The following is a 24,703-nucleotide window of genomic DNA, read 5'->3' as shown; positions in this document are numbered from 1 at the left end:
ATGCCTTCAACGCCATTTGCCTTCGGGCAAAAGCTTCTAGAGAAAGATAGATACTCTTGTCCCATGTCTTGGAAGCTGCGCGCAGACGTTTTCAGCTGATCTTGATCAAGCCGTCGCATTATGACGACGACGGCTACGTCATCCGCTGGTGGCGGGCGATGATCCCCTCCAATTCGCTGGCGGCGCTCTACGGCATTGCCGCCGAATGTGCCGAGCGCAAGGTGCTCGGAGACGATACGGCGATTGACATCACCGTGATCGACGAGACCAATACGCGGATCGATATCGCCGGACTGCTGGCGCAGTTCAAGCGTCACGACAATTTCGGGATGATCGCGCTCGTCGGCGTCCAGACCAACCAGTATCCGCGCGCCCTCGATATCGCCCGTCCCTTCCGCGATGCCGGCCTGCCGGTTTCGATCGGCGGCTTCCATGTTTCCGGCTGCCTGTCGATGCTGGATGGCAAGGCCGTCGGGCTCGACGCCTGCCGCGACATGGGCATCTCGATGTTTGCCGGCGAAGCCGAGGGCCGGCTCGACATGGTGCTGCGCGATGCCGCCGCCGGCGAGCTGAAGCCGCTCTACAATTTCATGAACGACCTTCCCGGCATCGGCGGCACGCCGGTTCCCTTCCTGCCGAAGGACAATATCCAGCGCACGCTCGGGCTCAGCACCAGCTTCGATGCCGGACGTGGCTGTCCCTATCAGTGCTCGTTCTGCACCATCATCAACGTGCAGGGACGCAAATCACGCTTCCGTTCGGCCGACGACGTCGAAAAGCTGGTGCGGATGAACTGGGCGCAGGGCATCCACAAATTCTTCATCACCGACGACAATTTCGCCCGTAACAAGGATTGGGAAGCGATCTTCGACCGGTTGATCGAACTCAAGGAGCGGGACGGTATCCCACTCGGCCTGATGATCCAGGTCGACACGCTCTGCCACAAGATCCCGAATTTCATCGAGAAATCCAGGCGCGCCGGCGTCACGCGCGTTTTCATCGGCCTTGAGAACGTCAATCCGGACAATCTGACCGCTGCCAAGAAGAACCAGAACAAGATCACCGAATACCGCAAGATGCTGCTCGCCTGGAAGGCCCAGGGCATCATGACGCTCGCCGGTTATATCTTGGGCTTCCCCGCCGACACGCCGGAGTCGATCCGCCGCGACATCACGATCATCCAGGAAGAGCTGCCGCTCGACGTCATCGAATTCTTCATCCTGACGCCGCTGCCTGGCTCCGAGGACCATCAGGTCCTGTGGAAGAAGGGCATCGAGATGGATGCCGATCTCAACATCTACGATGTCGAGCACGTCTGCACCGCGCATCCCAAAATGAGCAAACAGGAATGGGAAGACATCTACCACGAGGCGTGGTCGCTCTACTATTCGCCTGATCATATGAAGACGCTGCTGCGCCGCGCTGTGGCGACCGGGGTACCGCTGGCGAGGCTCGTCAAGGTTCTGGTCTCCTTCGCCACCACCGTGCCGCTGGAAAACGTGCATCCGCTGCAAAGCGGTCTGCTGCGCCTGAAGACCCCATCGGAGCGGCGCCCTGACCTGCCGCGCGAGAATCCGCTGGTCTTCTGGCCGCGCTTTGCCTGGGAAACCTTCCGCAAACATGCTTCGCTCGCCGGCACGATCATTGGCCTGACGATTTCGGCGTTCCTGATTTCAAGGGATGCAAAGTCGAAGACCTACATGGATCAGGCGCTGACGCCTGTCGCCGACGACGAAGAGGAAACGCTCCACCTCTTCACACAGACCGCAGGCGGCGCCGCAGCCGTGAGCCATGTCAGGAAAGTCGCGCAACTGACAGCGCATTGAGCGGTAATTCTTGAACGGCGGCTGACGCCCGAAAACGTGGGCGGCATCAAACTCTAAAGCGCGTCGCATGAATCAACTTTGACAACGCTTCGAAGGCTCCGACCTTGGTGGCCGTTTAAGCGACTTGGATCATCTTGGCCGTCTCGGCCACTTGCAGCGTGTCGACAAATTCGACGATCTTGACCAGTTTCCCATCCCGGATATGGATCTTGTCGATGAATTCCGTATGGAAGCTCACGCCCGATGGGATGTGCCTGACCTCGCCTTCACGGTGGGCAAAGACCATATGCTCATCCTCGTCCACATAGATAGCTGTCCTGATATTCGATAGATCCCATACTGTGATAAGCTGCGTTATCGCTTGGCGAAAAGCATGCCCGCTTGATTCAGTCGAAAAAGGCGCCAGCCGTGTATTGCCGACCATGCGAAAGGTGCAACCCTCGCCGATCAGCGCCAGGGTAGCTTCGACATCGCCGCGGTCACGCACGGCATACATTTCTTCCACCAACTTCTTCATGTCATGCTTTGCAGTCATTCTCAGGTCCTCCCCATCAGTAGAATCTGCATCGAATTATACTTTATTGCAACTCCTTGTTGTTCATGGTGAATAAACACAAAGGAGTAGGCGGCGAGAATGAACTGCCCTGGATAATAGAAAAAGGCCCCGCACGATGGCGAGGCCTTCCAAACTTCTGAACTGAAAAGCGATTATTCGGCGCTTTCGTCAGCCGCCTTCTTCTTCGGAGCAGCCTTCTTCTTCGGTGCGGCTTCTTCGCCTTCACCAGCGTCAGCTGCTTCGGCCTTGGCGGCAGCCTTCTTCTTCGGCGCGGCCTTCTTGGTCTCGGCCTTGGCTTCGCCTTCTTCCTCGGCGAGCAGTTCTTCCTTGGTCACCTTCTTGTCGGTGACGTCGATTTCGGTCAGCAGGTGATCGATGACCTTCTCTTCGAAGATCGGCGCGCGGATCGAAGCGGCGGCACCCGGCTGGCTGCGGAAGAATTCGAGGATCTGCTTTTCCTGGCCCGGATACTGGCGCAGCTGATCGTAGATGGCGCGCTGCATCTCGTCTTCGCTGACTTCGACGCCGGCCTTTTCGCCGATTTCGGAGAGAACGAGGCCGAGGCGGACGCGGCGCTCGGCGAGCGTCTTGTATTCCTCGCGAGCCTTCTCCTCGGTCGTGTCTTCGTCCTCGAAGGTCTTGCCGGATTGGGCGAGATCGTTGTTCACCTGGCTCCAGATGCCGTTATATTCGGCGTCAACCAGCGAGTTCGGGGTCTCGAACTTGTACATCTCGTCCAGCTGGTCGAGGATCTGACGCTTCAGCTTCTGGCGGGTCAGCGAACCGTACTGCGATTCGATCTGGCCACGGACGATCTCCTTCAGGCGGTCAGCCGATTCGATGCCGAGCTTGGAAGCGAGTTCATCGTTGATCTCGACAGCGGCAGGTGCCGCGACATCCTTGACAGTGACGTCGAAGGTCGCTTCCTTGCCGGCGAGGTTCTTGGCCGGATAGTCGGCCGGGAAGGTCACGGTGATGGTCTTCTCGGCGCCGGCCTTGACGCCGACGAGCTGGTCTTCGAAGCCCGGAATGAAGCGGCCGGAACCGAGCACCAGTTCGGCGCCCTGGTCGGTGCCGCCTTCAAAGGCTTCACCGTCGACCTTGCCGACGTAGTCCATGGTGATGCGGTCGCCGTCTGCGGCCTTGCCGGTCTTGGTCTCGTAAGCGCGGGCGCTTTCGGCGACCTTCAGGACCTGCTCGTTGACTTCGTCGTCCGAGATGTCGATGACTTCGCGCGTGACCTTGATGCCCTTGACCGACTTCAGTTCGATCGGCGGCAGCACTTCGTAGGAGAGCGTGAATTCGAAATCCTGCTCGGCGGCGAGAATCTTGTCGGCTTCGTCCTTGTCTTCCGTCATGGCGATTTCCGGCTGCGTGGCCGACTTCTCGCCGCGGCTGGACAGGATGGCGGCCGGCTGCTCGCGGACGATCTCGTTGACGAGGTCGGCCATGATCGACTTGCCGTAGACCTTCTTGAGGTGCGCAGCGGGGACCTTGCCCGGACGGAAGCCGTTGATGCGAACCTTGTCCTTCACATCGGCAAGACGCTCATTCATCTTGTCTTGCATGTCCTTGGCCGGGATAACGACCTTGATTTCGCGCTTCAGCCCTTCAGCGAGCGTTTCGATAACCTGCATGTCTTCCTACCTTCATTTCGTGGCGGCCGTGCCCAGACGCCGTTCGTTTCGATGAGCACGACGCCGGCGATCCTGCCGCGCGTGGCTTTTCCCAATTCCTGTATCATTCCGCCCAAAGGGGAACGGCACTCGCGGGCTATTCGGGACAACTCTCGGCTGCCCTAAGCCAACCGATTTCAGTCTCCCGCCTGCAAACAGCTTGGTGCGGGTAGAGAGACTTGAACTCCCACGCCTTGCGGCACCAGAACCTAAATCTGGCGTGTCTACCAATTTCACCATACCCGCGTTCACAAAACCGCATGCCTATGCCTGCGCATGAGGCCTTCCGGAGCGCGGCGTCTCTATATCACCCGATTTGGTCGAGGCAAAGGAAAAATGAACGGCAAATGACAGCGGACTTGCGGCCCTGGAGCCGCCTTCCTCCGAAGTGCCGCCGGATCAGTAAAGCGGCTCGTCGTAAACCGGCTTGCCGTCAACGAGAAGGCTGCGAATCTGTGCGCTTCCATCAGGCGAGACACGCGCTGCGATGGCGACGTTGCCGTCATTGCGGGCCTCCTCGATCGGCTTGCCCTCACCTTCAGGAACGTAGTAGCGCTCGATGCCGTATTCGACACGCATGCTGTCGCCGGCGGCAAGTCCGCCACTATAAAATGGCTGGCTGCGCAGGATCACGGTCTCCGGCTGCGGAGGCAGTTCGTGAAAGGACGATTCGATCACCGTCCAGAAACCGTCCTCCTGCTTCTTCAACCGGACCCATAGTACCCGCTCGCCGGCCTCGGCCGGAATGCCGCCGGAAACCGTCTGCACAGGCACAGAGGAAATGTCGTAGTTCAAGACGACATAATCGCCGCGCAGGAAATCACGCGGATCGACGGGCGCCGTCTTCAGCAGCACTTCAGCGCCATCACTGAGGATCGACGCCCGGCTCTGGATGATTGTGCCCAGGATCAGGGTCTGCAGACCGGCGACGATGATCGCCGAAAGCAGATAGCCCTTGCCGGATTGCAGCTTTGCCAGGAACGAGTTCATGCGCCCTCCCCCTGTGCATTCGCCGAAAAACGCCGCTCGAGGCGGATGACGATCCAGGCGACTAGTGCCACCACGAGACCGGAGAAGAGGAAGAGGCTCGACGTGCCGAGGATCGAGCCGACGGTGACGGAGGCGAGATAGAGCATCTCCGCGGCAAAAGTCGTATAAGCGAGATAACGCACTGCGCCGTTATCCCTGCCATGCAGGGCGATCGCCAGCACCGAAGCGGCAAGTGTCGCCACTCCGAGCACCACCAGCCGCCAGCCGTCCTCGATCTCGATATGCAACAGCAGCAAGCCGATCCCGGCGACAAGGAAGCTGTAGAAGGCCGGCGCCGCACCGGCGCTGCTGACCAAGGAGGCAATAGGCCGGAGCGGCAACGCCGTCAGCACGAAGGCCGCCATGCCACCGATCGCGAAGGCAAGCGCCACGGCGATCTCCTCATAAAGAGTATAGAGCCAGGCGAGCCAGCCGATCAGCAGCAGATAGGCGAGATGGCGGGCCCGCTCGGCGCCGGTATAACGCACCAGCGCGATGACGATTACCGCCATGAGAGGCGCCATCCAGGGATCGAACCCTATCCAATGCGTGTCGTGGTTCTCAAGATAGACGGCAAACGACGCCCAGGAGAGGAAGCCCGCGACGACGGCCACTGCGCCCGAACGGAACAGGATCGCCGAGATCGTCGCGATGGCGAACCAGAGATACATCACCGTCTGTTCGTCGCCGGAGAGATGATACATCTGCCCGACCAGCGAGATGGCGCCGCCGAAGCTCATCGCGCCGATGACCAGCAACCCGCCTGCCGCCGCCGTCGCACCGCGGGCGAGCAGCCGGGCAGCGGCGATGTGCACCACCCAGATCAGGGCAAGGATGGCGCCGACGCGCACGAGGCGCGGGATGGCCTCCCAATTGGAGGCGACGACCAGCAGAATGGCAGCGGCAAGCAGCACCGCCGCCAGCGCCATCAGCACCCTGCCGAGGCTGAAACTTGCCGGGCGGCTGTCATATTCGGCGAGAAGCGCACCTGCCGTTTCCTGCCCGAGCAGGCCCTTGCCCACCCAGAGCGAAAGATCCCGCTCCAACCTGCCGCGATACATGCTCTACCTCTTTATTTCCGCAACGCCGACTGCGGCCTGCGGCTCACGCCGTTATAGACGCAGGACCGGTGTTCGCAAACGCTCTGCAACAAATATACAAGTTCCTCACTGGTCTAAATAGTACCGAGTGTTAACCAGCCGCTAACGCCAGAAGCGGTAATATAAGTTTATGGACGGAGAGATATGCGTATTTCGCATATCCGGCATGAATTTATTGCACTGCACAATATTCATTAGTCATACTATTGATCAACACATCGAAGCACGGGGATGGCGCCCCGGCCCGGCATTAGCCGGACGCCCGCGGATGCTTTGTCCGTGACGAGATTCGCAGCCGCGCACTCCTCCTCCCAGCGCGCCGCGATAGACTGGCAACACTCCTCCTCCCAGTTGTCAGTCACCATAACACGCCCGCCGGATCCTCCCCCGGCGGGCGTTTTTCTTTAGCCAAAGCCTTATTAAAGCATTGGCGGTGAGAGAGTTTTCGTCGGATGCCGCCGTCATGCCACATTGTCGTCACGCCGCCCCACCAACTCTGCGACGGGATGGGCGGCTTCTGATCCGAAGCGGAACGCCTCGTTGTAGCAGAAGGACGGGCGGAACTGGCGGAGGGAGCAGCGTTTTTCCGCAGTGATCCCCCATTCGCCTCTCCAAATCGAATTGCTTCCTCAAAAGTCATTCTGCCTATTCATTGACCAAAAAACGGTAAGTCTGCGTCAAATACCCTTTGAGCATTGCAATCTTCGCATAGGTGATCTGAAAACTTGTCTGTTTTAGTCTTTCGCGTCGCAACATATATTCCAGTCATCAAATAGAGGTCAGCGCCGATCGGTGGCTGCTGGCAGATCAAACCCTCGGAAAGGGGCTTAACATGAACTTCTCTCGCTCTTTCAATAACTGGCGCAAGTATCGTCAGACCGTCACGGAACTCGGCCGCATGACCAACCGCGAATTGCACGATCTCGGCATCGACCGTTCGGACATCCATCGCGTTGCCCGTGAGGCTTCCCACCGCTAATTCTAGGCGATCGCTGCTCCTCCCAAGCACGATTGTTCTCGATCGAAACGCCCGCTGTACCCACAGCGGGCGTTTTCTTTTGTCTGCCCGTGGTGGCCGCTGCGGTTGCAGGTTTTTCCCACTCGTTAGCCCGCTCAAAAAATATCCTCTGCTTAATTGAAGAGCATCGTAGTGCACAATTGCATGGCAGACGCCTTTTATTTGCACTGCACAATCGGACGGTTCTCGCCTATATAAACATCAACCGCAGAGAGACAGGCGATCCCGCCGTCCCGCGGACATAGGAAGAAGACAATGAACCCGATCCGCATTGCAAGAAGCTGGCTCAGCTACCGTCGTACGCTCAATGAACTCGGCGGCCTTTCGAACCAGACCCTGTCCGATATCGGCGTTAGCCGCTACGACATCCGGAATATCGCATCCCGCTCGTTCCGCTAATAGCGAGTACGATGCTTCCAAGACGGCGCCCCAGGGCGCCGTTTTTGATTCCGGGGTGTTGGATCGCACCTGCCGACATGATATCAGCGCGGAATGAACACGATCTCCTCCTATTCCCCTATCCACGTCGTCGGCGGCGGGCTTGCCGGTTCGGAAGCCGCCTGGCAGATCGCCAGTTCCGGCGTTCCGGTCATCCTGCATGAAATGCGCGGGGTGCGCGGCACGGATGCGCACAAGACCGACGGTCTTGCCGAACTCGTCTGCTCCAATTCCTTCCGGTCCGACGATGCGACCAGCAATGCCGTCGGCGTCATCCATGCCGAGATGCGCATGGCGGGTTCGCTGATCATGGCCGCTGCCGATCGGTGCCAGGTACCGGCCGGCGGTGCGCTCGCCGTCGATCGCGATGGCTTCTCCGAGGCGGTGACCAAAGCGGTCCATGACCACCCGCTCATCACCGTCGTGCGTGAAGAGGTCACCGGCCTGCCGCCGAAGGACTGGGATCTTGCCATAGTCGCCACCGGACCGCTGACGGCGCCGTCGCTCGCGAGCGCCATCCAGGCGGAAACCGGCGAGGATTCGCTTGCCTTCTTCGACGCCATCGCGCCGATCGTCTACCGCGAGAGCATCGACATGGATATCTGCTGGTATCAGTCGCGCTACGACAAGGTCGGGCCTGGCGGCAACGGCAAGGATTACATCAACTGCCCGATGGACGAGGCGCAGTACAATGCCTTCGTCGACGCGCTGATATCAGGCGACACGGTCGGTTTCAAGGAATGGGAGGGCACGCCTTATTTCGACGGCTGCCTGCCGATCGAGGTAATGGCCGAACGCGGCCGCGAGACACTGCGCCACGGACCGATGAAGCCGATGGGGCTGACGAACGCGCATAACCCGACAGTCAAGGCCTATGCCGTCGTGCAACTGCGGCAGGACAATGCACTCGGCACGCTCTACAACATGGTCGGCTTCCAGACGAAGCTGAAATATGGCACGCAGGCAGATATCTTCCGGATGATCCCGGGTCTGGAAAATGCGGAATTTGCCCGTCTCGGCGGCCTGCACCGCAATACCTATATCAACTCCCCCACCCTGCTCGACCGGTCACTGACGCTGAAATCGCGGCCCGGCCTGCGTTTTGCCGGTCAGATCACCGGCTGTGAGGGTTATGTGGAAAGTGCCAGCGTCGGGCTCATGGCCGGGCGTTTCGCCGCCGCCGAACGCAAGGGCGAGGCGATCTCGCTACCGCCGCCGACGACCGCGCTCGGCTCGCTGCTCGGTCATATCACCGGCGGGCACCTCGTCACCGACGAGGAGCCGGGCAAACGATCGTTCCAGCCGATGAACATCAATTTCGGGCTGTTTCCGGAGCTCCAGCCGGGGTCGATCGTCAAGCCCGAAGGCGTCAAGCGCTTCCGCGGCAAGGACAAGACGATCATGAAGCGGCAGCTGATCGCACGCCGCGCGCTTGCCGACTGCGCCGCCTGGCTCGGTCAAGAATCGACGCTTGCCGAAAACGCCTGACCGGCGTTTTCAAGCGCGTCGCATCGAACCGGCTCATGCGACCCGCTTGAAGGCTTTGCTTTTCTTTTATGCATGCCGTCCTCGCAAACCGCTGCGCAGTATTGGGCGACATGCATTACTGCTTATTCGCCGCCGAAATATTGCCGGTCGGCAGGTCCTTATCCGGCTCGGCGATATAATTGCCGAGCAGCCAGAGCGAAACCTCCGAGGCTTCCTTGGCGGAAGCGAATTCGAAATCAGCGTTGTGATAGGGTGCATCGAGGAAGTCGACCACCAGTCCCCGGCCCGTTTCCGAGCCGACGACGCGCACCCGACCCGGCTCGATCAGATGGCAGGCGAAATGGCGCGACATGTTGCGCATAAAGCCCGCCTTGTTGTCATGCAGGCGCACGAAGACGGCCTGACCGTTTTCCGTCGCCTGCAACTGACGGATCGCCTCGTTCGGAAAGGCGCGACCGAATTCGATGATGGCGAGGCCCGTGTCATGCAGGCCGTCTTCCTTGTTCTGCGCGGCCATGCGCGTTGCCACAAAAGCAATGAAAATGACGATGGCGAAAAGAACGCACCAGACGATAATGCCCACGCCGAGTCTCCGTTCAAAGGGTAGCGGTGGAAGCCTTGTAACGCGCGAGACTTGCGCGAATTTGACCGATATCAGATTTTCCGGCGGGTTGCTGCCAGTCCCATTCGCAGCTGGCGGCGCCATTGCGGCGGCTGCAGTGGTCGGTCGAACAGCAAGGCCCCTCGCTTCTGCGCCTTGACGAGCACCGGTTCGGCAAGCGTCGCCGGCAGAAAGGCTGGAAAGACGGCCGGCGCAATCGGCCCCGCCGCTCTCGCCTTCACCAGATGTTCGCGACCAAGACCGGCGAAGGCCTCGATGGCAGCAGAGATGCGCGGCCTGTCTTCGCCGGCAAGGAAGGCATCGCGGTCGAGACCGGTGGCGGAAAGGATCTGCAGCGGAATATAGACCTGGCCGCGGCGGCGATGCAGCGACATCAGCAGCAGCAATCCGGCGACCGCCTGGGCGACGCCGGCATGGCCGGCGGCGTCGGCCGATCGTGCGGCCTCCTCCGGCGAAAGCACCAGGCTTGCGAGCTGGATCAGGGCCGATGCCGTTTCACCGGCATAGCCTTCAAGCGAAAGACGTGTCTCCATCGGATCCTCATAGAGATCGAAGGTGCGGGCCTCGATCATGTCGATCAGCGTCTTACGCGGCAGGCGGTGCGTTTCGATCGCGGTCAGAAGGGCTGCGGCAACGGGATTGGCCGCTGTCGAGCCGTGTGCACTGCCTTCCAGAAGATCGTGCCAATATTGCAGCCGCACCTCGCCGGGCAACGGCTCGTGCACGAGATCACGGATGCGGGCAAGCTCGGCATTGAAGGCATAAAGAGCTGCAAGCGCGCCGCGCTTTGCCTCCGGCGACAGCAGACAGGCGAGATAGCGGTCGCGATCGCTGTCACGCAGCATCGCCAGGCAGATCTCCTGGTTCGTCGCAATATTCGCTTCAGTCATCGTCAGACCGCAATCAACGCCGCGGCGACGGCACGTTGCTCAGCGAGCATGATATTGAAGGTGCGCACCGCCGCTCCGGTGCTCATCGGATCGGAGGAGATACCGCGCGATTTCAGCGCCAGCTTCAATTCCTCGGGCAGGCGGCGAAGCTCGGTACCGGTGCCGACGAGCAAAACCTCGATATCACTAGCCTCATCAAGCACCCGGCGGAAATTTTCAGGCGACAGCGGTTTCGACATATCCATGTCCCAGCCATGAATGCCGGACGGCAGGCAAAGGATCGAGCCGCGATGCGACATGTCGGCAAAGCGAAAGCCGCCATTGCCGTAAGCGTCGATCGGGGCGCGCCCGGGGAAATGCGCGGCGCGGATTTCTATGCCTTTTGCCATGTTTTCAAACCACCGTACCGGATTTTACACCAGCATCCGTCTTGTTGCTCTCTTCCCCGTCGGGAGCCTCCGGCCGCAGCCGGAAGACGATCAAGACAGGAGCTGCGATATAGATCGAAGAGAAGGTGCCGAGAGCGACGCCGAAGAGCATCGCAAAGGTGAAGGAGCGGATGACTTCGCCCCCGAAGAGAAAGAGCGCGAGCAAGGCGATCAGCGTCGTCGCCGCGGTCAGAATGGTGCGTGACAGCGTCTGATTGATCGAGGCATCGATCAGGATCGGCAGCGGCATCTTCTTGTATCGCTTGAGATTCTCGCGCATTCGGTCATAGACCACGACCGTGTCGTTCAGGGAATAACCGACGATGGTCAGCACGGCGGCGATGCTCGTCAGGTTGAACTCGATGCCGGTGAGGACGAAGAGACCGAGCATGATGATGACGTCGTGCAGCGTTGCGACGATGGCGCCGACGGCAAATTGCCATTCGAAGCGGATCCAGATGTAGATCAGGATCGCCGCAAGTGCTGCAAGCACACCGAGCGTCGCCATCATCGTCAATTCGCCCGAGATGGCGGGGCCGACGACGTCGACGCGGCGAAAATCATAATCTTCCTGGAGCTCACCGCGCACCAGCGTCGCCGCCGACTGCTCGGCATTCTCGCCGCCGCCCTGGGAAGCAATGCGGATCCGCGCGTTCGACGGCCCGCCCGTGCGCTCGACACTGACATTGCCGAGATTGAGATCATTGAGGCGCGAGTGGAGATCGGCGATGTCGGCATTGCCCTGCTTCGCCGTTACCTCGATGAGCGAGCCGCCGGAGAAATCGATGCCGAGATGCAGGCCGACGGTGGCAAAGGCGGCCATGGCGATCAGCGAGATGACCGCCGACGCCGTAAAGACATAGCGGCGGATTCCCATGAAGCGGATATTGGCGTGCTCGAAAAGATGGGTCAGGACGCTCTTCGGCAGATGCCGGGGATGGCGCGCGCTCAGCCAGACGGCAACGATCGAGCGCGTCAGCGTGAAAGCCGTGAAAACGGTCGTCAGGATGCCGACCGCCAGCGTCACCGCGAAACCGCGGATGGATTCGCTGCCAAGGAAAAAGAGGATGATGGCGGCGATGAAGATCGTCACATTCGCGTCGACGATCGTTGAAAATGCGCGCGAGAAACCGCGGCCGACGGCCTCCGCAAAGAAATGGGTGGTTTTTTCCTCTTCGCGGATGCGCTCGTAGATCAGTACGTTCGAATCGACCGCCATGCCGACGATCAGCACGATGCCGGCAATCCCGGGCAAGGTGAGCGTCGCACCGACAAGACTGAGCACCGCGACGATGAGGATCAGGTTGAGGAAGAGCGAGACGACGGCGATGATGCCGAGAATACGATAGAGGGCGATCATCAGTGCTGCGACCAGCACAACGGCGACAAGGCCGGCAATGAGACCGTTGAAGATGGAATCGGCGCCGAATCTCGGGCTGACGCTGCGTTCCTCAACGCTCGTCAGCGTCGCCGGCAAGGCGCCGGCGCGCAGCATGATCGCAAGGTCGCGGACGCCGTCCTCGGAGAAGTTTGCCGAAATCCGGCCTTCGCCGCCGGTGATCGCCGCATCGATGACCGGTGACGACATCACCTGGTCGTCGAAGACGATGGCAAGGTGCTTGCCGATATTCTGTTCCGTCGCCTGCGCCAGCCTCTGCGTGCCTTCCGCATCGAGACGGTAGGCAATCGAGGTCTCCTGCGTCTGCGGATCGACGATGGGCTCGATATCAACCATGTTGCTGCCGGTGACGAAAGCCGTGCGGTCGACGAGATAGGGAATCGGCGGATCGTCGAGGGAATAAAGGACTTGCGACGTTGCAGGCCAGCGGCCGTTCAGCGCCTCCTGCCCCGACATGCTTTCGTCGATCAGATGAAAGGAAAGCTTGGCGGGCTGGTTCAGGATGTTCTTCAGCCGCTCGGCGTCGACCGATCCCAGCACCTGCAGGACGATGCGGTCGGCGCCATCAGGGCGAACGAGGAAATTTTCATAGCCGAATCCGGCGATGCGGCGGCCAACGATATCGAGCGACCGGCTCCGGGCGGAGGCGACGTCAGCGGTAATGCCGGCGTCGGAAATCTGCAGTGAGAGTTGCCCCTCCTCGCCCTGCTGCAGCGCGACTTCAGATCCGGAATGTCCACCAGCCGTCGTCAAAGGCTTCAGGAGATCGACCGCCGCCTTTATCTGGGCCGGATCGGTGATGCGGACGATGACGGTCTGGTCATTGCCGGTCAGCCCGGTATAGCGGATGCTGGCACCGCGCAGCGCGTTACGCACGTTGGCGACCAGCTCCTCCAGGCGGTCCTTGACGACATCGGAACGCTCGACCTTCAGAACGATATGCGAGCCGCCCTGCAGGTCGAGACCGAGCGTCAAGCGGTCGTGCCCCAACCAGTCCGGCAGGGAGGATCGCTGCGCCTCAGTCAGCAGATTGGGCGCAGCGATGACGATGGCCGCAAACGCGACCAGCCAAATCAGAAGTGTTTTCCAGCGGGAAAAATGCAACATTCTCTCGACGATCTTCCGATCCGGCGGTCCTGCCGTTATCGCTTGTTACGCCGCGTCGGCCTTGACCGGTTCACCCTTGACGCGAATTTCGGAGATGCCGCTGCGGACGATGCGCACACGCACGCCATCAGCAATCTCGACTTCAACTTCCTTTTCGTCAACGACCTTGGTGACCTTGCCGACGAGACCGCCGCCGGTGACGACCTGGTCGCCGCGACGGATCGCCTTCAGGGTTTCCTCACGCTTTTTTGCCTGTGCGCGCTGCGGACGGATCAGCAGGAAGTACCAGACGACCATCAGCGGCACGAACAGGATGATCATTTCGAAACCGGAGCCGCCGAATCCCGTTGCGGTATCGGTCGCACTCTGGGCGAATGCCGGGGTGATGAACATGCTAAACTCCTCAGGCTTGGGCGGCGGAACTCCGCCTCTCTTTTCAGGTTGCCGGACTATAGTTACGGCTTCGATGAATGCAACAGAAACAGCCGGAAACAGTACCGATTCCGCTGCCTCATAACCTTTCCGCCGTCAAAACGCCATGCTACCCGGCATCGAAAGATCAAAGCGGATTGCCGCAGTGAGAAATCAGGAGGCCACCGATGACCGAGGAAATCAACACAGCCCTGCTTGCCCAGCTGAGACGGCTCGCAGACGCCGTCGAACGTCTTGCAGGACCGGCACCCGCCTTCAACGACTGGGACGCTGCCGACTGTTTCGTCTGGGCGCCATTGCGCCAGCATCTGCAGCCGGTCAAGAGGCCAAACCGGGTAGCGTTGACGCTCATCCGCGGCGTCGATCATGTGCGCGATATCCTGCATGAGAATACGGTGCGTTTCGCCGAGGGGTATGCCGCCAACAATGTGCTGCTCTGGGGCGCGCGCGGCATGGGCAAATCCTCGCTGGTCAAGGCCGTCCACGAAGATGTCAGTCGCGAAAGCAGCATCTTGCTGAAGCTGGTCGAAGTCCATCGCGAGGATATCGCCAGCCTTCCCCATCTGCTCGACCTCCTGAAGGACACGCCGTACCGCGTGATCGTCTTCTGCGACGATCTTTCCTTCGATCACGACGACACCGCCTACAAGTCGCTGAAGGCAGCACTCGACGGCGGCGTCGAAGGGCGGCCGGACAATGTGCTCTTCTACGCCACCTCCAACCGGCGCCATCTCCTGCCGCGCCACATGATGGAAAACGAGCAGTCGACGGCGATCAATCCATCGGAGGCGGTCGAGGAGAAGGTTTCGCTTTCCGACCGCTTCGGCCTCTGGCTCGGCTTCCACAAATGCAGCCAGGAGGATTATCTCGGCATGATCGACGGCTATGCCGATCACTTCAAGCTCGGGCTCGAACGCGACAAGATGCATGCCGAGGCGCTGGAATGGGCAACGACCCGCGGCGCGCGCTCCGGCCGCGTCGCCTGGCAATATATCCAAGACCTGGCCGGACGCATGCGCGTTCACATCGACCGGGGCTAGAGCATTTTCGTTTTCTTCGAAACATGGAAATGCTCTATCTCTTTGTTTTTACGCAATTCCGGACGCAAAAACCGCTGCACACTTTTGCCGGAATTGCTCTAAAGCGCGTCGCATCAATCCGAATTCACGCGACGCGTTTTAGGCCTTTGTCGTTTATCCCAAAACCGCTCCGCACTTTTGCGCGACATGCATTAAATGACAAAAGCCCGGCTGGTGGCCGGGCTTTTGCGCTTCCTGGTACGCAGTACCTATTCCAGGAAAGTCATCGGGTTGACCGGGGACGCGTCCTTGCGCACCTCGAAATGGACCTGCGGCTGCTTGACGTCGCCGCTCATGCCGGAGACGGCGACGGTCTGGCCGCGCTGGATCTTCTGGCCGCGGGTGACGCTCAGCGTATCGGCGTTGCCGTAGACGGTGACAGTGCCGTCGTCGTGACGGACGAGAACGGTGTTGCCGAGTTCCTTCAGGCCGTTGCCGGCATAAATGACGACGCCGTTTTCAGCGGCCTTGATCGGCGTGCCCTGCGGTACCGAGATGTCGATGCCGTCATTGCGGTTGCCGTTGACGTTGGCGCCGTATGAAGCAATGACCTGACCGCGCACCGGCCAACGGTATTTGCCGATGCCGGTCGATTCCGGTGCGGCGGAGCTGACGTCCGACTTCTTCTCGGCATCGTCGACGGTCTGGGTGGCGGCCGGCGCCTTATAGGGCGCGGGCTGAACGGAAGCCGTCTGCTGGGCAGCTGCCGGCTGGGTCGGCTTCTGATCGACCTTCTCGGCCGGGATCGAGGCGGTCTTGATATTATCGGCGGTGCCGTTCGGGATCTTGAGGGCCTGACCGATGCGGAGCGAGTTGGCCGAAAGATTATTAGCGGCCTTGAGGTCGTCGACATTGCTGCCAGTCGCCTTGGCAATCTTTGCCAGGGAATCGCCTTGCTTGACGACATAGCTGCCCGCAGGCGCCTTCGGATCCTTGCCGGCGCCGGCGGGAAGTTTGCCGGTGATATCGGCACTCGCCAGCGTCTTGTCGCGGGCGGAATTGGCGCCCGGAATGACGGCAACGTTCTGCTCAGGCGCCTTCGGCGCATCCGGCATCTTGCCGGGCTTGGAAAGGTCAGCCGCCTGCGATGCCGCCTTGGCGGCATTGCCGCCGTTGAATGTCGGGATCAGGATCGCCTGGCCGGGCTGGGCGGCAGATGCCGTCTTCAGAGCATTGACGCGCAGAATTTCCTTTTCCGGTACGCCAAAACGCCTGGAGAGGGTGGCGATGCTTTCACCCGGACGCAGCGTCACCGATGGAGCGTTGGTGGCGGACCAGCCGGAAACCTTCGGCGTCGTGCCGGTCGTCAGCGTATCGGGCGTCATCTTCGGCGCAGCCGGCGCGACCAATCGGGGCTTTTCAGCCTGCGGTGCAGACGGGAAAGGTTGGGCGAGCGCAACCTCCTTTTCCCGCTGCCGGGAGGGGGCAACAGCCGTCGGCGCGGCCAGATCGGAACGCTGCACCGAGACCGGCGCCGAAGCGAGACGCGCGCTCGAGCTCGACGTGCGGGTCGGATCGTAACCCTGGCGTGCGGGATAAGGCTGGTTCAGCGCGTCATTGCCGCCGCCGTAGCCCGACTGGCTGGCAACGGCCGAACCGCCGAGATCGGCGCGCGGCACCGGATCGCCCTGAGAACCGTTCATATTCCTGCGCGGAATGGAACTTGTAGTGATCTGGTCCTGCCCGGAGGAGGAAAACAAGCCGCCAAACCGTGTCACATCGGAACTGCAGCCCGTTGCGGCACTTGCCAGCAGGCAAACAACCAGAAGATTACCGGCCGACTTCCCGAACTTTGGCGAAAGACTGAAACTCATGACTCGACCCACTGAGAACGCAACCATTTGTGAGTCTATTAAAACGCGTTAGTATTACCACGCGGTTAAGATGCTGGAATCAGTGCGATATTTTTGAGAAGTTGATAACCATAGCTTACGGGTGAAAAATCGCAGTGTGCCGAGCATGATGCCAAAAAGCCTTAGCGGCTTTCGCACAACCTCATGCTCTGTCTTTTTGATGGTCGGATTTCAGGCCGATGCGGCCGGAAATCATCCACATCTACAGCAGCGAGGCAAGGCGCGGAACGATCGGTAGATATGGAGCGTCGAACAGTTCCTCGCGTTCGAAACGGCTGCCGGTTTTCGTCAGCCGCACCATCCGGCATTCGTTCTCGGAGATCATCAGCGGCGCGATCATCGAGCCGCCGGAAACGAGCTGGTCGGTATAAAAGCGCGGCATCGCGTTGAAGGCGGCCGTCACCAGGATGCGGTCGAAGGTGCCCTCACCCTGCATGCCGGCGCTGCCGTCGGCGTGGCGGATGATGACGCTGCGCAGGCCAAGCGATTCCATGCGCCGCTGCGCTGCCGTCGTCAGCGTCTTGTAGCGGTCGATGGACAGGACACGCTCGGCCATGCGGCCCATGACGGCGGCGGTAAAGCCGCTTCCGGTGCCGATCTCCAGGACGCGCTGGCCGGGCTTGAGCTTCAGGTGATGCAGGATGCGGACGGCAAAATCGATGCCTTCGAGAAAAGAGCCGCATTCGATCGGGATCGTCCGGCTCGAATAGGCGTCGTCGGCAAATTGCGACGGTACAAACTGTGAGCGCTGCGTCTGCTCGACCGCCGTCAGCAGATCGAGGTCGGAGATGCCTTCGGCACGCAATCTAAGGACGAGCGCAGCAAAGCCCTCCTTCTCCGCCAGTCTTGCCGTCAAACTTGTGCTCCGTATCCCAAGGCCCGCGCCACGCGGTCCGTCACGGAATAATCGGTCAGATCCAGTTTCAAAGGCGTTACCGAAATCTTATTATGCTTCAGCGCGTGAATATCGGTGCCTTCGATGAAGGCGCCGGCGCGTTCGCCAAACTTCAGCCAGTAGTAAGGAAACCCCCGGCCGTCAGAGCGGGCGTCGACCTGCAGATTGAAGGCCAGCTTGCCCTGCATGGTCACCTCGGCGCCATCGACTTCGTCGGGACGGCAGTTCGGGAAGTTGAGATTGAGGAACGTACCCTCCGGCAGGTCCAGGACCATCAGCTTTTCCAGAAGAGCCGGGGCATGCGTCTCACAGACCTCCCAGGGCACGATGCGCGCGCCGTCCTCATAGAGATAGGCCTGGCTCAGCGCGAAGGAGCGCACGCCCTGCATGGTGCCCTCGATGGCGCCGGCAATCGTGCCGGAATAGGTCACGTCGTCGGCAACGTTCGAGCCTGAATTGACGCCGGACAGGACAAGGTCCGGTTTGATGTCCATCACCTGCCTGATGCCCATGATGACGCAATCGGTCGGCGTGCCGCGCAGGGCGAAATGCTTCTCGGAAATCTTGCGCAGCCGCAGAGGTTCGGAGAGGCTCAGCGAATGGGCAAGACCGCTCTGGTCGGTCTCGGGCGCCACGATCCAGACATCGTCGGACAGCGTGCGCGCGATCCGCTCCAGCGCAGCAAGGCCTTCGGCGTGAATGCCGTCGTCATTCGTAAGCAGGATGCGCATCGCCTCAGGCCGCCCGTTCGATCTTGGTCAATCCGCCCATATAAGGCAGCAAAACGTCCGGAATCGTGACGGAACCGTCCTCATTCAGATAATTTTCGAGGACTGCGATCAGGCAACGGCCGACGGCCGTGCCGGAACCGTTCAGCGTGTGGACGAACCTGTTGCTCTTGTCTTCCTTGCCGCGGTACCGCGCATTCATTCGGCGACCCTGAAAATCGCCGCAGACCGAGCAGGAGGAGATTTCACGGAAGGCATTCTGCCCCGGCAGCCAGACTTCGAGATCGTAGGTCTTGCGCGAGCCGAAGCCCATGTCGCCGGTGCAAAGCGTCATGGTGCGGAAATGCAAGCCGAGGCGTTTCAGCACTTCCTCGGCGCAGGCGGTCATGCGTTCATGCTCGGCAACAGCGCTCTCGGCATCGGTGATCGAAACGAGCTCGCATTTCCAGAACTGATGCTGGCGCAGCATGCCGCGCGTATCGCGGCCGGCGGAGCCCGCTTCCGAGCGGAAGGACGGCGTCAGCGCGGTGAAGCGAAGCGGCAGCTTCTCCTGATCGAGGATTTCCTCGCGCACCAGATTGGTCAGCGTCACTTCAGCCGTCGGAATCAACCAGCGGCCGTCCGTCGTCCTGAAGAGATCCTCGGCGAATTTCGGCAGCTGGGCGGTGCCATAAACGGCCTCGTCGCGCACCATCAGTGGCGAGCTGACTTCGGTATAGCCGTGCTCGCTGGTGTGGAGATCGATCATGAACTGGCCGAGCGCGCGCTCGAGCTTGGCGAGCGGCCCGGTCAGAACCGTGAAGCGCGAGCCGGAAAGCTTGGCGGCGCGCTCGAAATCCATATAACCGAGCGCCTCGCCGATTTCGAAGTGCTCCTTCGGCGCGTGGTTCCAGCGCGGCTTTTCACCGACGGTGCGGGTGACGACATTGTCATGCTCGTCCTTACCCACAGGAACGTCGTCGAAGGGGATGTTCGGGATGCGCGAGAGCGCGTCGTTGAGCTCGGCCGTCAGTTGCCGGTCTTCTTCCTCGACCGCCGGCAGCAGAGTTTTGAATTCGGCGACCTCGGCTTTCAGCTTCTCGGCAAGTTCGCTATTCTTCTGGGCCATCGCCGCGCCAATCTCCTTGGAGGCGATGTTGCGGCGAGACAGCAAGTCCTGCGCCTTCTGCACGGCGGAGCGGCGCTTTTCATCGAGGGCAACGAGGCTTTGGGCCAGAGGCTCCGCACCGCGCTTGGCAAGGGCGGCATCGAGCGCTTCGGGATTCTCACGGATCCATTTGATATCGAGCATCGTCGTTCCAGGTCGTTGCAACAGAGATGACCCGGCCAAAGCCTGATCGGGCCTCGACCGGATGTGAAACGGCGTTCACAAAGGGGGATTGGGATCGCCGCTCAGACGCTGTCCGTCTTGGCAACGTCCGCGGATCCGGTGTCCTTTTCGACCGCCTGCCGGGCACGCTGGCGCTCCACGAGTCGCGCCGCATAGATGGAAATCTCGTAGAGAAGGATCGTCGGTATCGCAAGGCCGATCTGGGACATCGGGTCCGGCGGCGTCAGCACGGCGGCAACGACGAAGGCGAGGACGATGGCAAACTTGCGCTTTTCGGCGAGCCATTGCGAGGTCAAAAGACCGACACGGGCGAGCAGCGTGGTGACGACGGGAAGCTGGAAGACGAGGCCGAAGGAGAAGACCAGCGTCATGATCAGGCTCAGATATTCCGAGACCTTCGGCATCAGCGAGATCGCTATTTCGTCATGACCCGGCGCCTGCTGCATCGACAGGAAGAACCACATGACCATCGGCGTGAAGAAGAAATAGACGAGCGCGCCGCCCATCAGGAACAGGACCGGCGAGGCGATCAGGAACGGCAGGAAAGCCTGGCGCTCATTCTTGTAGAGACCGGGTGCCACGAACTTGTAGACCTGGGCGGCAATGATCGGGAACGCGACCACAAGGCCGCCGAACATCGCCACCTTGACCTGCGTGAAGAAGAATTCCTGCGGTGCGGTGTAGATGAGCTGGGCTTTCTCGACGTCGAGATGCGCCCACACGACGGCTGTCTTGTAGGGAATGACCAGATAGTTGAAGAGATGCTTGGCAAAAAAGAAGCATGCGATGAAGGCGACGAAAAACGCGCCGATCGACCACATCAGCCGCGTGCGCAGCTCCATCAGGTGCTCGATCAACGGCTGCGGCTTGTCTTCGATATCACCGCTCATGCCTCGTCCTTCTTTGTCTGCGCCGGCTTCTTCGGCGTTGCAGGCTTCCTGACTGCCGTCGTGCGTTTCGGCTTTTCCACAGGCACGGCAACAGCGGCCGCAGCATCGACCTTGTCGGCAGCCTTGACGCGCGGCTTGCGCACGGCCTTCGGCTTGGCGGCAACCGTATCGGCTTGCACAATCGCTGCGGCGACGGGTTCCGACGCCGCAGGTGTCGCTACCAATGGCGGCGTTTCCGGCAAGCTCATCGAAGGCGTCGGGGCTGCGACAGCATCTGGAGGCACCTCGGTCTTGTTTTCCGTGACTGTGGTCGCCTTCTGCAGGTCGGCCTTGATCTCGTTGCCCATCTGGCGGAGCGGGTTCATCGCCTCGCGCAGGCTGTTGACCGGGTTGAGCTTCTGGGCGTCGCTGATCGTCTGGCGGACATCGTCAAGCTCGGCTTCGCGCAACGCTTCATCGAACTGCGCACGGAAATCACCCGCAACCTTGCGGGCGCGCTGCGTCATCTTGCCGAAAGCGCGCAGCATCGGCGGCAAATCCTTGGGACCGACGACCACGATCAGTACGACCGCGATGACCAAAAGCTCGGTCCAGCCAATATCGAACATGCAAGGCTCCTGGACGGGAAGCGCGGGGGCTGCGCTTTTTCCCGGACTTGGTTACTTCGTTTCGTCGGCCTTGTGATCGACGGTCTTTGCCGTGTCGGGCGCGTCTTCGTCCGTCATGCCCTTCTTGAAGCTTTTGATGCCCTTGGCGACATCGCCCATCAGTTCCGGAATCTTGCCGCGACCGAACAACAACAGCACGACGGCCAGAACGATCAGCCAGTGGTAGATACCAAAAGAACCCATTACGCTTACTCCCTGTTGTGATGTTCCCTAATGTAAGAATTTCCCACACCGTTTCCAACATCAAGCCCTTTGAACTGCGCTTAATGTCACGGTATCGCCCTTTATGACAAGCCATTGACCCACCGAAAAGTGCTGGCTCCATTGTTTTCGCCATGCATGGCAAAAGCAAGACGCAAGCCCCTCAATCTTCAGAGGTGCCGCGTGGCGCCAGCAACCCCAGTTCCTCGAGGTCCATCTGGGTGATCGGGTCTTCGTCCTCGGTCAGTTCGTCGTTCATCAACGGCGAGGGAATATTGAAGTTCGCCGGAATGCGGCCCGACAGCAAGCCCGCTCCCTTCAACTCTTCGAGACCGGGCAGGTCACGCAGCTCTTCGAGACCGAAATGGTCGAGGAAATCGCGTGTCGTGCCCAATGTCACCGGCCGGCCCGGTGTACGCCGGCGGCCACGAAACCGCACCCAGCCGGCTTCCATCAGCACGTCGAGCGTGCCGCGCGAGGTCTGGACGCCGCGGATATCCTCGATTTCGGCACGTGTCACCGGCTGGTGATAGGCGATGATCGCCAGCACTTCCAGTGCGGCGCGCGAAAGCTTCTTCACCTCATTGTCATCACGACGGATGACGAAGGACAGGTCGGCGGCGGTGCGGAAGGCCCAGGCGCCTTCGACCTGCACGAGATTGACGCCCCGCGGTGCATATTGCTCCTTCAGGCGCAGCATGATCGCGTGCACGTCGGTCTTTTCGGGCAGGCGCTCGGCGAGGAAGCCCTCGGAGACCGGCTGCGAGGAGGCGAAGACCAGCGCCTCGGCGATACGCTCAGCCTCGATCTCGGCCTGCAGGTCGCGGCCCCGGTCTTCGAAATTGCCTTCGAATTCCTCTTCGCTCCTCGGATCGATCAAGCCGGCTGCTCCTGTTCCACCACCTGCAGCGTGGCATGTTTCGGACCGCGGCGCATGTATATCGGCTGAAAGGCGCCGTCCTGGCGGATTTCGAGCTTGCCCTCGCGCACCAGCTCCAGCGAGGCGGCAAAGGCGCTGGCGATTGCCGTGACGCGTTCCTCGGGCGCGGCGAGATAACGCAGCAGATAATGCTCCATCGCCGTCCAGTCACCGATCTCGCCGATCATCTGGGTCAGCAGCTCGCGGGCATCGGTCAGCGACCAGACGGTGCGACGCTCGATCGTCACTTGGGTGACGGCATGGCGCTGGCGCAGCGCCGCATAGGCGGTCAGGAGATCGTAGAGGCTCGCCGCATAAGCGGATTGCTGCCGGTCGGGAATATGCTCAGGCGCGCCGCGCACGAAGATATCGCGGCCGAGGCGGTTGCGGTTGACGAGGCCGTCTGCCGCCTGTCGCATAGCTTCGAGACGTTTCAGGCGGAAGGCGAGTGTTGCCGCCAGCTCCTCGCCGGAAGGGCCGTCATCCTTGGCCTGCTGGGGAATGAGCAGTTTCGACTTGAGATAGGCAAGCCAGGCTGCCATGACGAGGTAATCGGCGGCAAGCTCGATGCGGATACGCCGGGCGCTTTCGATGAACAGCAGATATTGCTCGGCGAGCGCCAGCACCGAAATGCGCGACAGGTCGACCTTCTGGTTGCGGGCGAGATAGAGCAACAGGTCAAGCGGGCCTTCGAAGCCGGCGACGTCGATCACCAGCGCCGGCTCGTGGCTGGCGCGCTCGGCACCGTTATCCTGCCACAACTTGTCCATTGGCGTTGCCGCCCGCGGACGTTCCGTCCCCTTGACCGTGCTCACCTAGCTGCTCCCTTACGATCAGACCGTCGCAAACATTGCCTCGAATTCCACTCTCAATTCCGCCTCATCGGCAGTATCCGGCGCTGCGAAGCCTGCTTCCACCGCTTTTGCGCGGGCAAGCGATATGCCGGCGAGCCGCGGAACATTTGCCACGACATCTAGCATCTCGTCCATATTGCCGTTGCAATGCAGCACGATATCGCATCCGCCTGCAATGATATTCGCCGCACGTTCACCGATCGTGCCGGAAAGTGCGTTCATCGAGCTGTCGTCGGAGAGCAGCAGACCGCTAAAGCCGATGTGTTCGCGGATGATGCCGTCGATCACCTTGCGTGAGGTCGTCGCCGGATTGTCCGGGTCGATGGCGGCGAAAACGACGTGACAGGTCATCGCCATCAACTCGTCCTTCATCGCGACAAAGGGCGGGAAATCATGGAGCTCCAGCTCATCGCGCGAGACAGTGACGACAGGCAGTTCCAGATGTGAATCCGCAAAGCCGCGACCGTGGCCGGGCATATGTTTCATCACGGGCAACAGGCCGCCGGCCTTCAGCCCTGCGGCAGCCGCTCTTCCCATCGCGATGACGGTCTCGGGATCGCCGCCATAGGCGCGGTCGCCGATGACGTTGCTGCTGCCCTCGACCGGCACATCGAGCACCGGCAGGCAATCGACATCAATGCCGAGGCTCGAAAGGTCGAAGGCGTGCAGTCGCGACATCAGCCAGGCGGCGCGCAGGCCGAGCCCGCGATCGCGGCGATAGAGATCGCCGAGCGCCTGGCCGGAAGGATAACGCGCCAGAACGGGCGGACGGATGCGCTGAACGCGGCCGCCCTCCTGGTCGATCAGCACCGGCGCATGCCAACCGACGCTGTCGCGCAGTTCGGCGACGAGATCGGCGATCTGCCGTGCTTCGGAGATGTTGCGCCCGAAGAGGATGAAGCCCCAGGGTCGCTCGCTTCGGTAAAAGGCTTTCTCTTCGGATGTGAGGGCAAGGCCGCTGCAGCCAAGGATCATCGCTTTTGATTCGGTCATGTAAGAATCTTAGAGCCTTTCCTGGTCAGATTGAAGCATTCTGCCGGAGCAGGTTTTCGTCCGGGCAGAGGCGATTGGCGAAGGGCATACCTTTTGGTACGTCCGAGCCGATCGCCTCTGATCCTGGCGCAAAGATGCCCAGCCCACCGGCCGCACTGCTTCGCCATGCGAAGCAATAGGTGCGTCCAGCGATTCTAAGTCTTGCAGATTTGCCAGGCAAATCTGCGGGGGGTTGGCTGAAACGGGCCGCCTGCTCGACCGGCCGGCTTGGCCGTAGAGCTGGG

The 24,703-nt window shown here is 60.9% G+C and carries 24 protein-coding genes and 1 tRNA gene; 5 read left to right on the top strand and 20 right to left on the bottom strand.

The features are described 5' to 3' along the window. Window positions 1-56 precede the first annotated feature (56 nt). Entirely contained in the window at window positions 57-1,826 is a 1,770-nt protein-coding gene (locus C3Y91_RS11945) for a B12-binding domain-containing radical SAM protein (protein ID WP_018073393.1), read from the top strand. Window positions 1,827-1,941: 115 nt separating this feature from the next. On the opposite strand, the gene C3Y91_RS11940 is transcribed toward C3Y91_RS11945, so the two are convergent. From C3Y91_RS11940 to C3Y91_RS11920, 5 genes are all read right to left on the bottom strand, one after another. Then, entirely contained in the window at window positions 1,942-2,361 is a 420-nt protein-coding gene (locus C3Y91_RS11940; protein WP_018073392.1) for a nuclear transport factor 2 family protein, read from the bottom strand. A 173-nt stretch (window positions 2,362-2,534) separates the two neighbouring features. Then, window positions 2,535-4,019 (bottom strand): trigger factor, encoded by a 1,485-nt coding sequence (gene tig, locus C3Y91_RS11935; RefSeq protein ID WP_018073391.1) that lies wholly within the window; start codon window positions 4,017-4,019, stop codon window positions 2,535-2,537. A 200-nt stretch (window positions 4,020-4,219) separates the two neighbouring features. Beyond that, window positions 4,220-4,304: transfer RNA gene (locus C3Y91_RS11930), tRNA-Leu, on the bottom strand. A 153-nt stretch (window positions 4,305-4,457) separates the two neighbouring features. Next, window positions 4,458-5,048, bottom strand: coding sequence for a GDYXXLXY domain-containing protein (locus C3Y91_RS11925; RefSeq protein ID WP_075223921.1), 591 nt, complete (start codon window positions 5,046-5,048; stop codon window positions 4,458-4,460). Continuing rightward, window positions 5,045-6,148 (bottom strand): DUF2157 domain-containing protein, encoded by a 1,104-nt coding sequence (locus C3Y91_RS11920; RefSeq protein WP_075223922.1) that lies wholly within the window; start codon window positions 6,146-6,148, stop codon window positions 5,045-5,047. The genes C3Y91_RS11925 and C3Y91_RS11920 overlap by 4 nt, the downstream gene beginning before the upstream one ends. 871 nt (window positions 6,149-7,019) lie before the next feature. Between C3Y91_RS11920 and C3Y91_RS11915 the strand changes: the two genes are divergently transcribed. The 3 genes from C3Y91_RS11915 (at window position 7,020) to trmFO (ending at window position 9,131) form a co-directional block, all read left to right on the top strand. Continuing rightward, entirely contained in the window at window positions 7,020-7,166 is a 147-nt protein-coding gene (locus C3Y91_RS11915; protein ID WP_003539019.1) for a DUF1127 domain-containing protein, read from the top strand. A 294-nt stretch (window positions 7,167-7,460) separates the two neighbouring features. Further along, a complete protein-coding gene (locus C3Y91_RS11910; RefSeq protein ID WP_003539017.1) occupies window positions 7,461-7,604 on the top strand; it encodes a DUF1127 domain-containing protein in 144 nt (47 codons plus the stop codon). Between the two features lie 93 nt (window positions 7,605-7,697). After that, a complete protein-coding gene (gene trmFO, locus C3Y91_RS11905) occupies window positions 7,698-9,131 on the top strand; it encodes a methylenetetrahydrofolate--tRNA-(uracil(54)-C(5))-methyltransferase (FADH(2)-oxidizing) TrmFO (RefSeq protein WP_024320663.1) in 1,434 nt (477 codons plus the stop codon). A gap of 115 nt (window positions 9,132-9,246) precedes the next feature. On the opposite strand, the gene C3Y91_RS11900 is transcribed toward trmFO, so the two are convergent. The 5 genes from C3Y91_RS11900 to yajC form a co-directional block, all read right to left on the bottom strand. Beyond that, window positions 9,247-9,714 carry a hypothetical protein gene (locus C3Y91_RS11900; protein ID WP_024320662.1) on the bottom strand — a complete coding sequence of 156 codons (468 nt, stop codon included), beginning with the start codon at window positions 9,712-9,714 and terminating at the stop codon, window positions 9,247-9,249. 71 nt (window positions 9,715-9,785) lie between these two features. Beyond that, window positions 9,786-10,643, bottom strand: a complete 858-nt coding sequence (locus C3Y91_RS11895) for a phytoene/squalene synthase family protein (protein ID WP_024320661.1) — start codon at window positions 10,641-10,643, stop codon at window positions 9,786-9,788. Window positions 10,644-10,645: 2 nt separating this feature from the next. Continuing rightward, window positions 10,646-11,032, bottom strand: coding sequence for an Mth938-like domain-containing protein (locus C3Y91_RS11890; RefSeq protein ID WP_018241804.1), 387 nt, complete (start codon window positions 11,030-11,032; stop codon window positions 10,646-10,648). A gap of 4 nt (window positions 11,033-11,036) precedes the next feature. Further along, the gene (gene secDF / locus C3Y91_RS11885; protein WP_168575328.1) at window positions 11,037-13,577 is read right to left on the bottom strand and encodes a protein translocase subunit SecDF; all 2,541 of its coding nucleotides are present in this window, start codon (window positions 13,575-13,577) and stop codon (window positions 11,037-11,039) included. 45 nt (window positions 13,578-13,622) lie between these two features. Then, window positions 13,623-13,970: a preprotein translocase subunit YajC gene (gene yajC, locus C3Y91_RS11880; protein ID WP_003558894.1), complete on the bottom strand. Its 348-nt coding sequence runs from the start codon at window positions 13,968-13,970 to the stop codon at window positions 13,623-13,625. 206 nt (window positions 13,971-14,176) lie between these two features. Between yajC and C3Y91_RS11875 the strand changes: the two genes are divergently transcribed. Further along, complete coding sequence (locus tag C3Y91_RS11875; RefSeq protein WP_168575327.1) at window positions 14,177-15,049, top strand: ATP-binding protein; 873 nt, start codon at window positions 14,177-14,179, stop codon at window positions 15,047-15,049. 248 nt (window positions 15,050-15,297) lie between these two features. Here C3Y91_RS11875 and C3Y91_RS11870 read toward each other — a convergent pair whose 3' ends face one another. From C3Y91_RS11870 to nagZ, 10 genes are all read right to left on the bottom strand, one after another. Further along, entirely contained in the window at window positions 15,298-16,902 is a 1,605-nt protein-coding gene (locus C3Y91_RS11870; protein WP_075223925.1) for a M23 family metallopeptidase, read from the bottom strand. Window positions 16,903-17,143: 241 nt separating this feature from the next. Then, on the bottom strand, window positions 17,144-17,797 hold the full coding sequence (locus tag C3Y91_RS11865; RefSeq protein WP_075223926.1) for a protein-L-isoaspartate(D-aspartate) O-methyltransferase: 654 nt from the start codon (window positions 17,795-17,797) through the stop codon (window positions 17,144-17,146). Then, window positions 17,794-18,567 carry a 5'/3'-nucleotidase SurE gene (gene surE, locus C3Y91_RS11860; RefSeq protein ID WP_018481196.1) on the bottom strand — a complete coding sequence of 258 codons (774 nt, stop codon included), beginning with the start codon at window positions 18,565-18,567 and terminating at the stop codon, window positions 17,794-17,796. Before surE ends, C3Y91_RS11865 begins: the two co-directional genes overlap by 4 nt. A gap of 4 nt (window positions 18,568-18,571) precedes the next feature. After that, window positions 18,572-19,855, bottom strand: a complete 1,284-nt coding sequence (gene serS, locus C3Y91_RS11855) for a serine--tRNA ligase (protein WP_024320657.1) — start codon at window positions 19,853-19,855, stop codon at window positions 18,572-18,574. A 101-nt stretch (window positions 19,856-19,956) separates the two neighbouring features. Next, window positions 19,957-20,784 (bottom strand): twin-arginine translocase subunit TatC, encoded by an 828-nt coding sequence (gene tatC / locus C3Y91_RS11850; RefSeq protein ID WP_003558883.1) that lies wholly within the window; start codon window positions 20,782-20,784, stop codon window positions 19,957-19,959. Next, window positions 20,781-21,392, bottom strand: coding sequence for a Sec-independent protein translocase protein TatB (gene tatB / locus C3Y91_RS11845; RefSeq protein ID WP_075223927.1), 612 nt, complete (start codon window positions 21,390-21,392; stop codon window positions 20,781-20,783). Before tatB ends, tatC begins: the two co-directional genes overlap by 4 nt. Before the next feature lie 51 nt (window positions 21,393-21,443). Then, the gene (locus tag C3Y91_RS11840) at window positions 21,444-21,635 is read right to left on the bottom strand and encodes a twin-arginine translocase TatA/TatE family subunit (protein ID WP_018073376.1); all 192 of its coding nucleotides are present in this window, start codon (window positions 21,633-21,635) and stop codon (window positions 21,444-21,446) included. 181 nt (window positions 21,636-21,816) lie between these two features. Then, window positions 21,817-22,533, bottom strand: coding sequence for an SMC-Scp complex subunit ScpB (gene scpB, locus C3Y91_RS11835; RefSeq protein WP_018481201.1), 717 nt, complete (start codon window positions 22,531-22,533; stop codon window positions 21,817-21,819). Further along, entirely contained in the window at window positions 22,530-23,387 is an 858-nt protein-coding gene (locus tag C3Y91_RS11830) for a segregation and condensation protein A (protein ID WP_024320655.1), read from the bottom strand. The genes scpB and C3Y91_RS11830 overlap by 4 nt, the downstream gene beginning before the upstream one ends. A gap of 18 nt (window positions 23,388-23,405) precedes the next feature. Then, on the bottom strand, window positions 23,406-24,419 hold the full coding sequence (gene nagZ / locus C3Y91_RS11825) for a beta-N-acetylhexosaminidase (RefSeq protein ID WP_024320654.1): 1,014 nt from the start codon (window positions 24,417-24,419) through the stop codon (window positions 23,406-23,408). Window positions 24,420-24,703: the final 284 nt, after the last annotated feature.

The organism is Rhizobium ruizarguesonis (assembly GCF_012349115.1).
In the GTDB taxonomy this organism is placed as follows: domain Bacteria; phylum Pseudomonadota; class Alphaproteobacteria; order Rhizobiales; family Rhizobiaceae; genus Rhizobium; species Rhizobium ruizarguesonis.
This window is presented reverse-complemented; position numbering and strand designations above follow the sequence as displayed.

Bases quoted from the DNA above. Each gene is read 5' to 3' on its own strand.
- C3Y91_RS11940 (WP_018073392.1), bottom strand. From the start codon at position 2,361: ATGACTGCAAAGCATGACATGAAGAAGTTGGTGGAAGAAATGTATGCC.
- tig (WP_018073391.1), bottom strand. From the start codon at position 4,019: ATGCAGGTTATCGAAACGCTCGCTGAAGGGCTGAAGCGCGAAATCAAG.
- C3Y91_RS11925 (WP_075223921.1), bottom strand. From the start codon at position 5,048: ATGAACTCGTTCCTGGCAAAGCTGCAATCCGGCAAGGGCTATCTGCTT.
- C3Y91_RS11920 (WP_075223922.1), bottom strand. From the start codon at position 6,148: ATGTATCGCGGCAGGTTGGAGCGGGATCTTTCGCTCTGGGTGGGCAAG.
- C3Y91_RS11915 (WP_003539019.1), top strand. From the start codon at position 7,020: ATGAACTTCTCTCGCTCTTTCAATAACTGGCGCAAGTATCGTCAGACC.
- C3Y91_RS11910 (WP_003539017.1), top strand. From the start codon at position 7,461: ATGAACCCGATCCGCATTGCAAGAAGCTGGCTCAGCTACCGTCGTACG.
- trmFO (WP_024320663.1), top strand. From the start codon at position 7,698: ATGAACACGATCTCCTCCTATTCCCCTATCCACGTCGTCGGCGGCGGG.
- C3Y91_RS11895 (WP_024320661.1), bottom strand. From the start codon at position 10,643: ATGACTGAAGCGAATATTGCGACGAACCAGGAGATCTGCCTGGCGATG.
- C3Y91_RS11890 (WP_018241804.1), bottom strand. From the start codon at position 11,032: ATGGCAAAAGGCATAGAAATCCGCGCCGCGCATTTCCCCGGGCGCGCC.
- secDF (WP_168575328.1), bottom strand. From the start codon at position 13,577: ATGTTGCATTTTTCCCGCTGGAAAACACTTCTGATTTGGCTGGTCGCG.
- yajC (WP_003558894.1), bottom strand. From the start codon at position 13,970: ATGTTCATCACCCCGGCATTCGCCCAGAGTGCGACCGATACCGCAACG.
- C3Y91_RS11875 (WP_168575327.1), top strand. From the start codon at position 14,177: ATGACCGAGGAAATCAACACAGCCCTGCTTGCCCAGCTGAGACGGCTC.
- C3Y91_RS11870 (WP_075223925.1), bottom strand. From the start codon at position 16,902: ATGAGTTTCAGTCTTTCGCCAAAGTTCGGGAAGTCGGCCGGTAATCTT.
- surE (WP_018481196.1), bottom strand. From the start codon at position 18,567: ATGCGCATCCTGCTTACGAATGACGACGGCATTCACGCCGAAGGCCTT.
- serS (WP_024320657.1), bottom strand. From the start codon at position 19,855: ATGCTCGATATCAAATGGATCCGTGAGAATCCCGAAGCGCTCGATGCC.
- tatC (WP_003558883.1), bottom strand. From the start codon at position 20,784: ATGAGCGGTGATATCGAAGACAAGCCGCAGCCGTTGATCGAGCACCTG.
- tatB (WP_075223927.1), bottom strand. From the start codon at position 21,392: ATGTTCGATATTGGCTGGACCGAGCTTTTGGTCATCGCGGTCGTACTG.
- C3Y91_RS11840 (WP_018073376.1), bottom strand. From the start codon at position 21,635: ATGGGTTCTTTTGGTATCTACCACTGGCTGATCGTTCTGGCCGTCGTG.
- nagZ (WP_024320654.1), bottom strand. From the start codon at position 24,419: ATGACCGAATCAAAAGCGATGATCCTTGGCTGCAGCGGCCTTGCCCTC.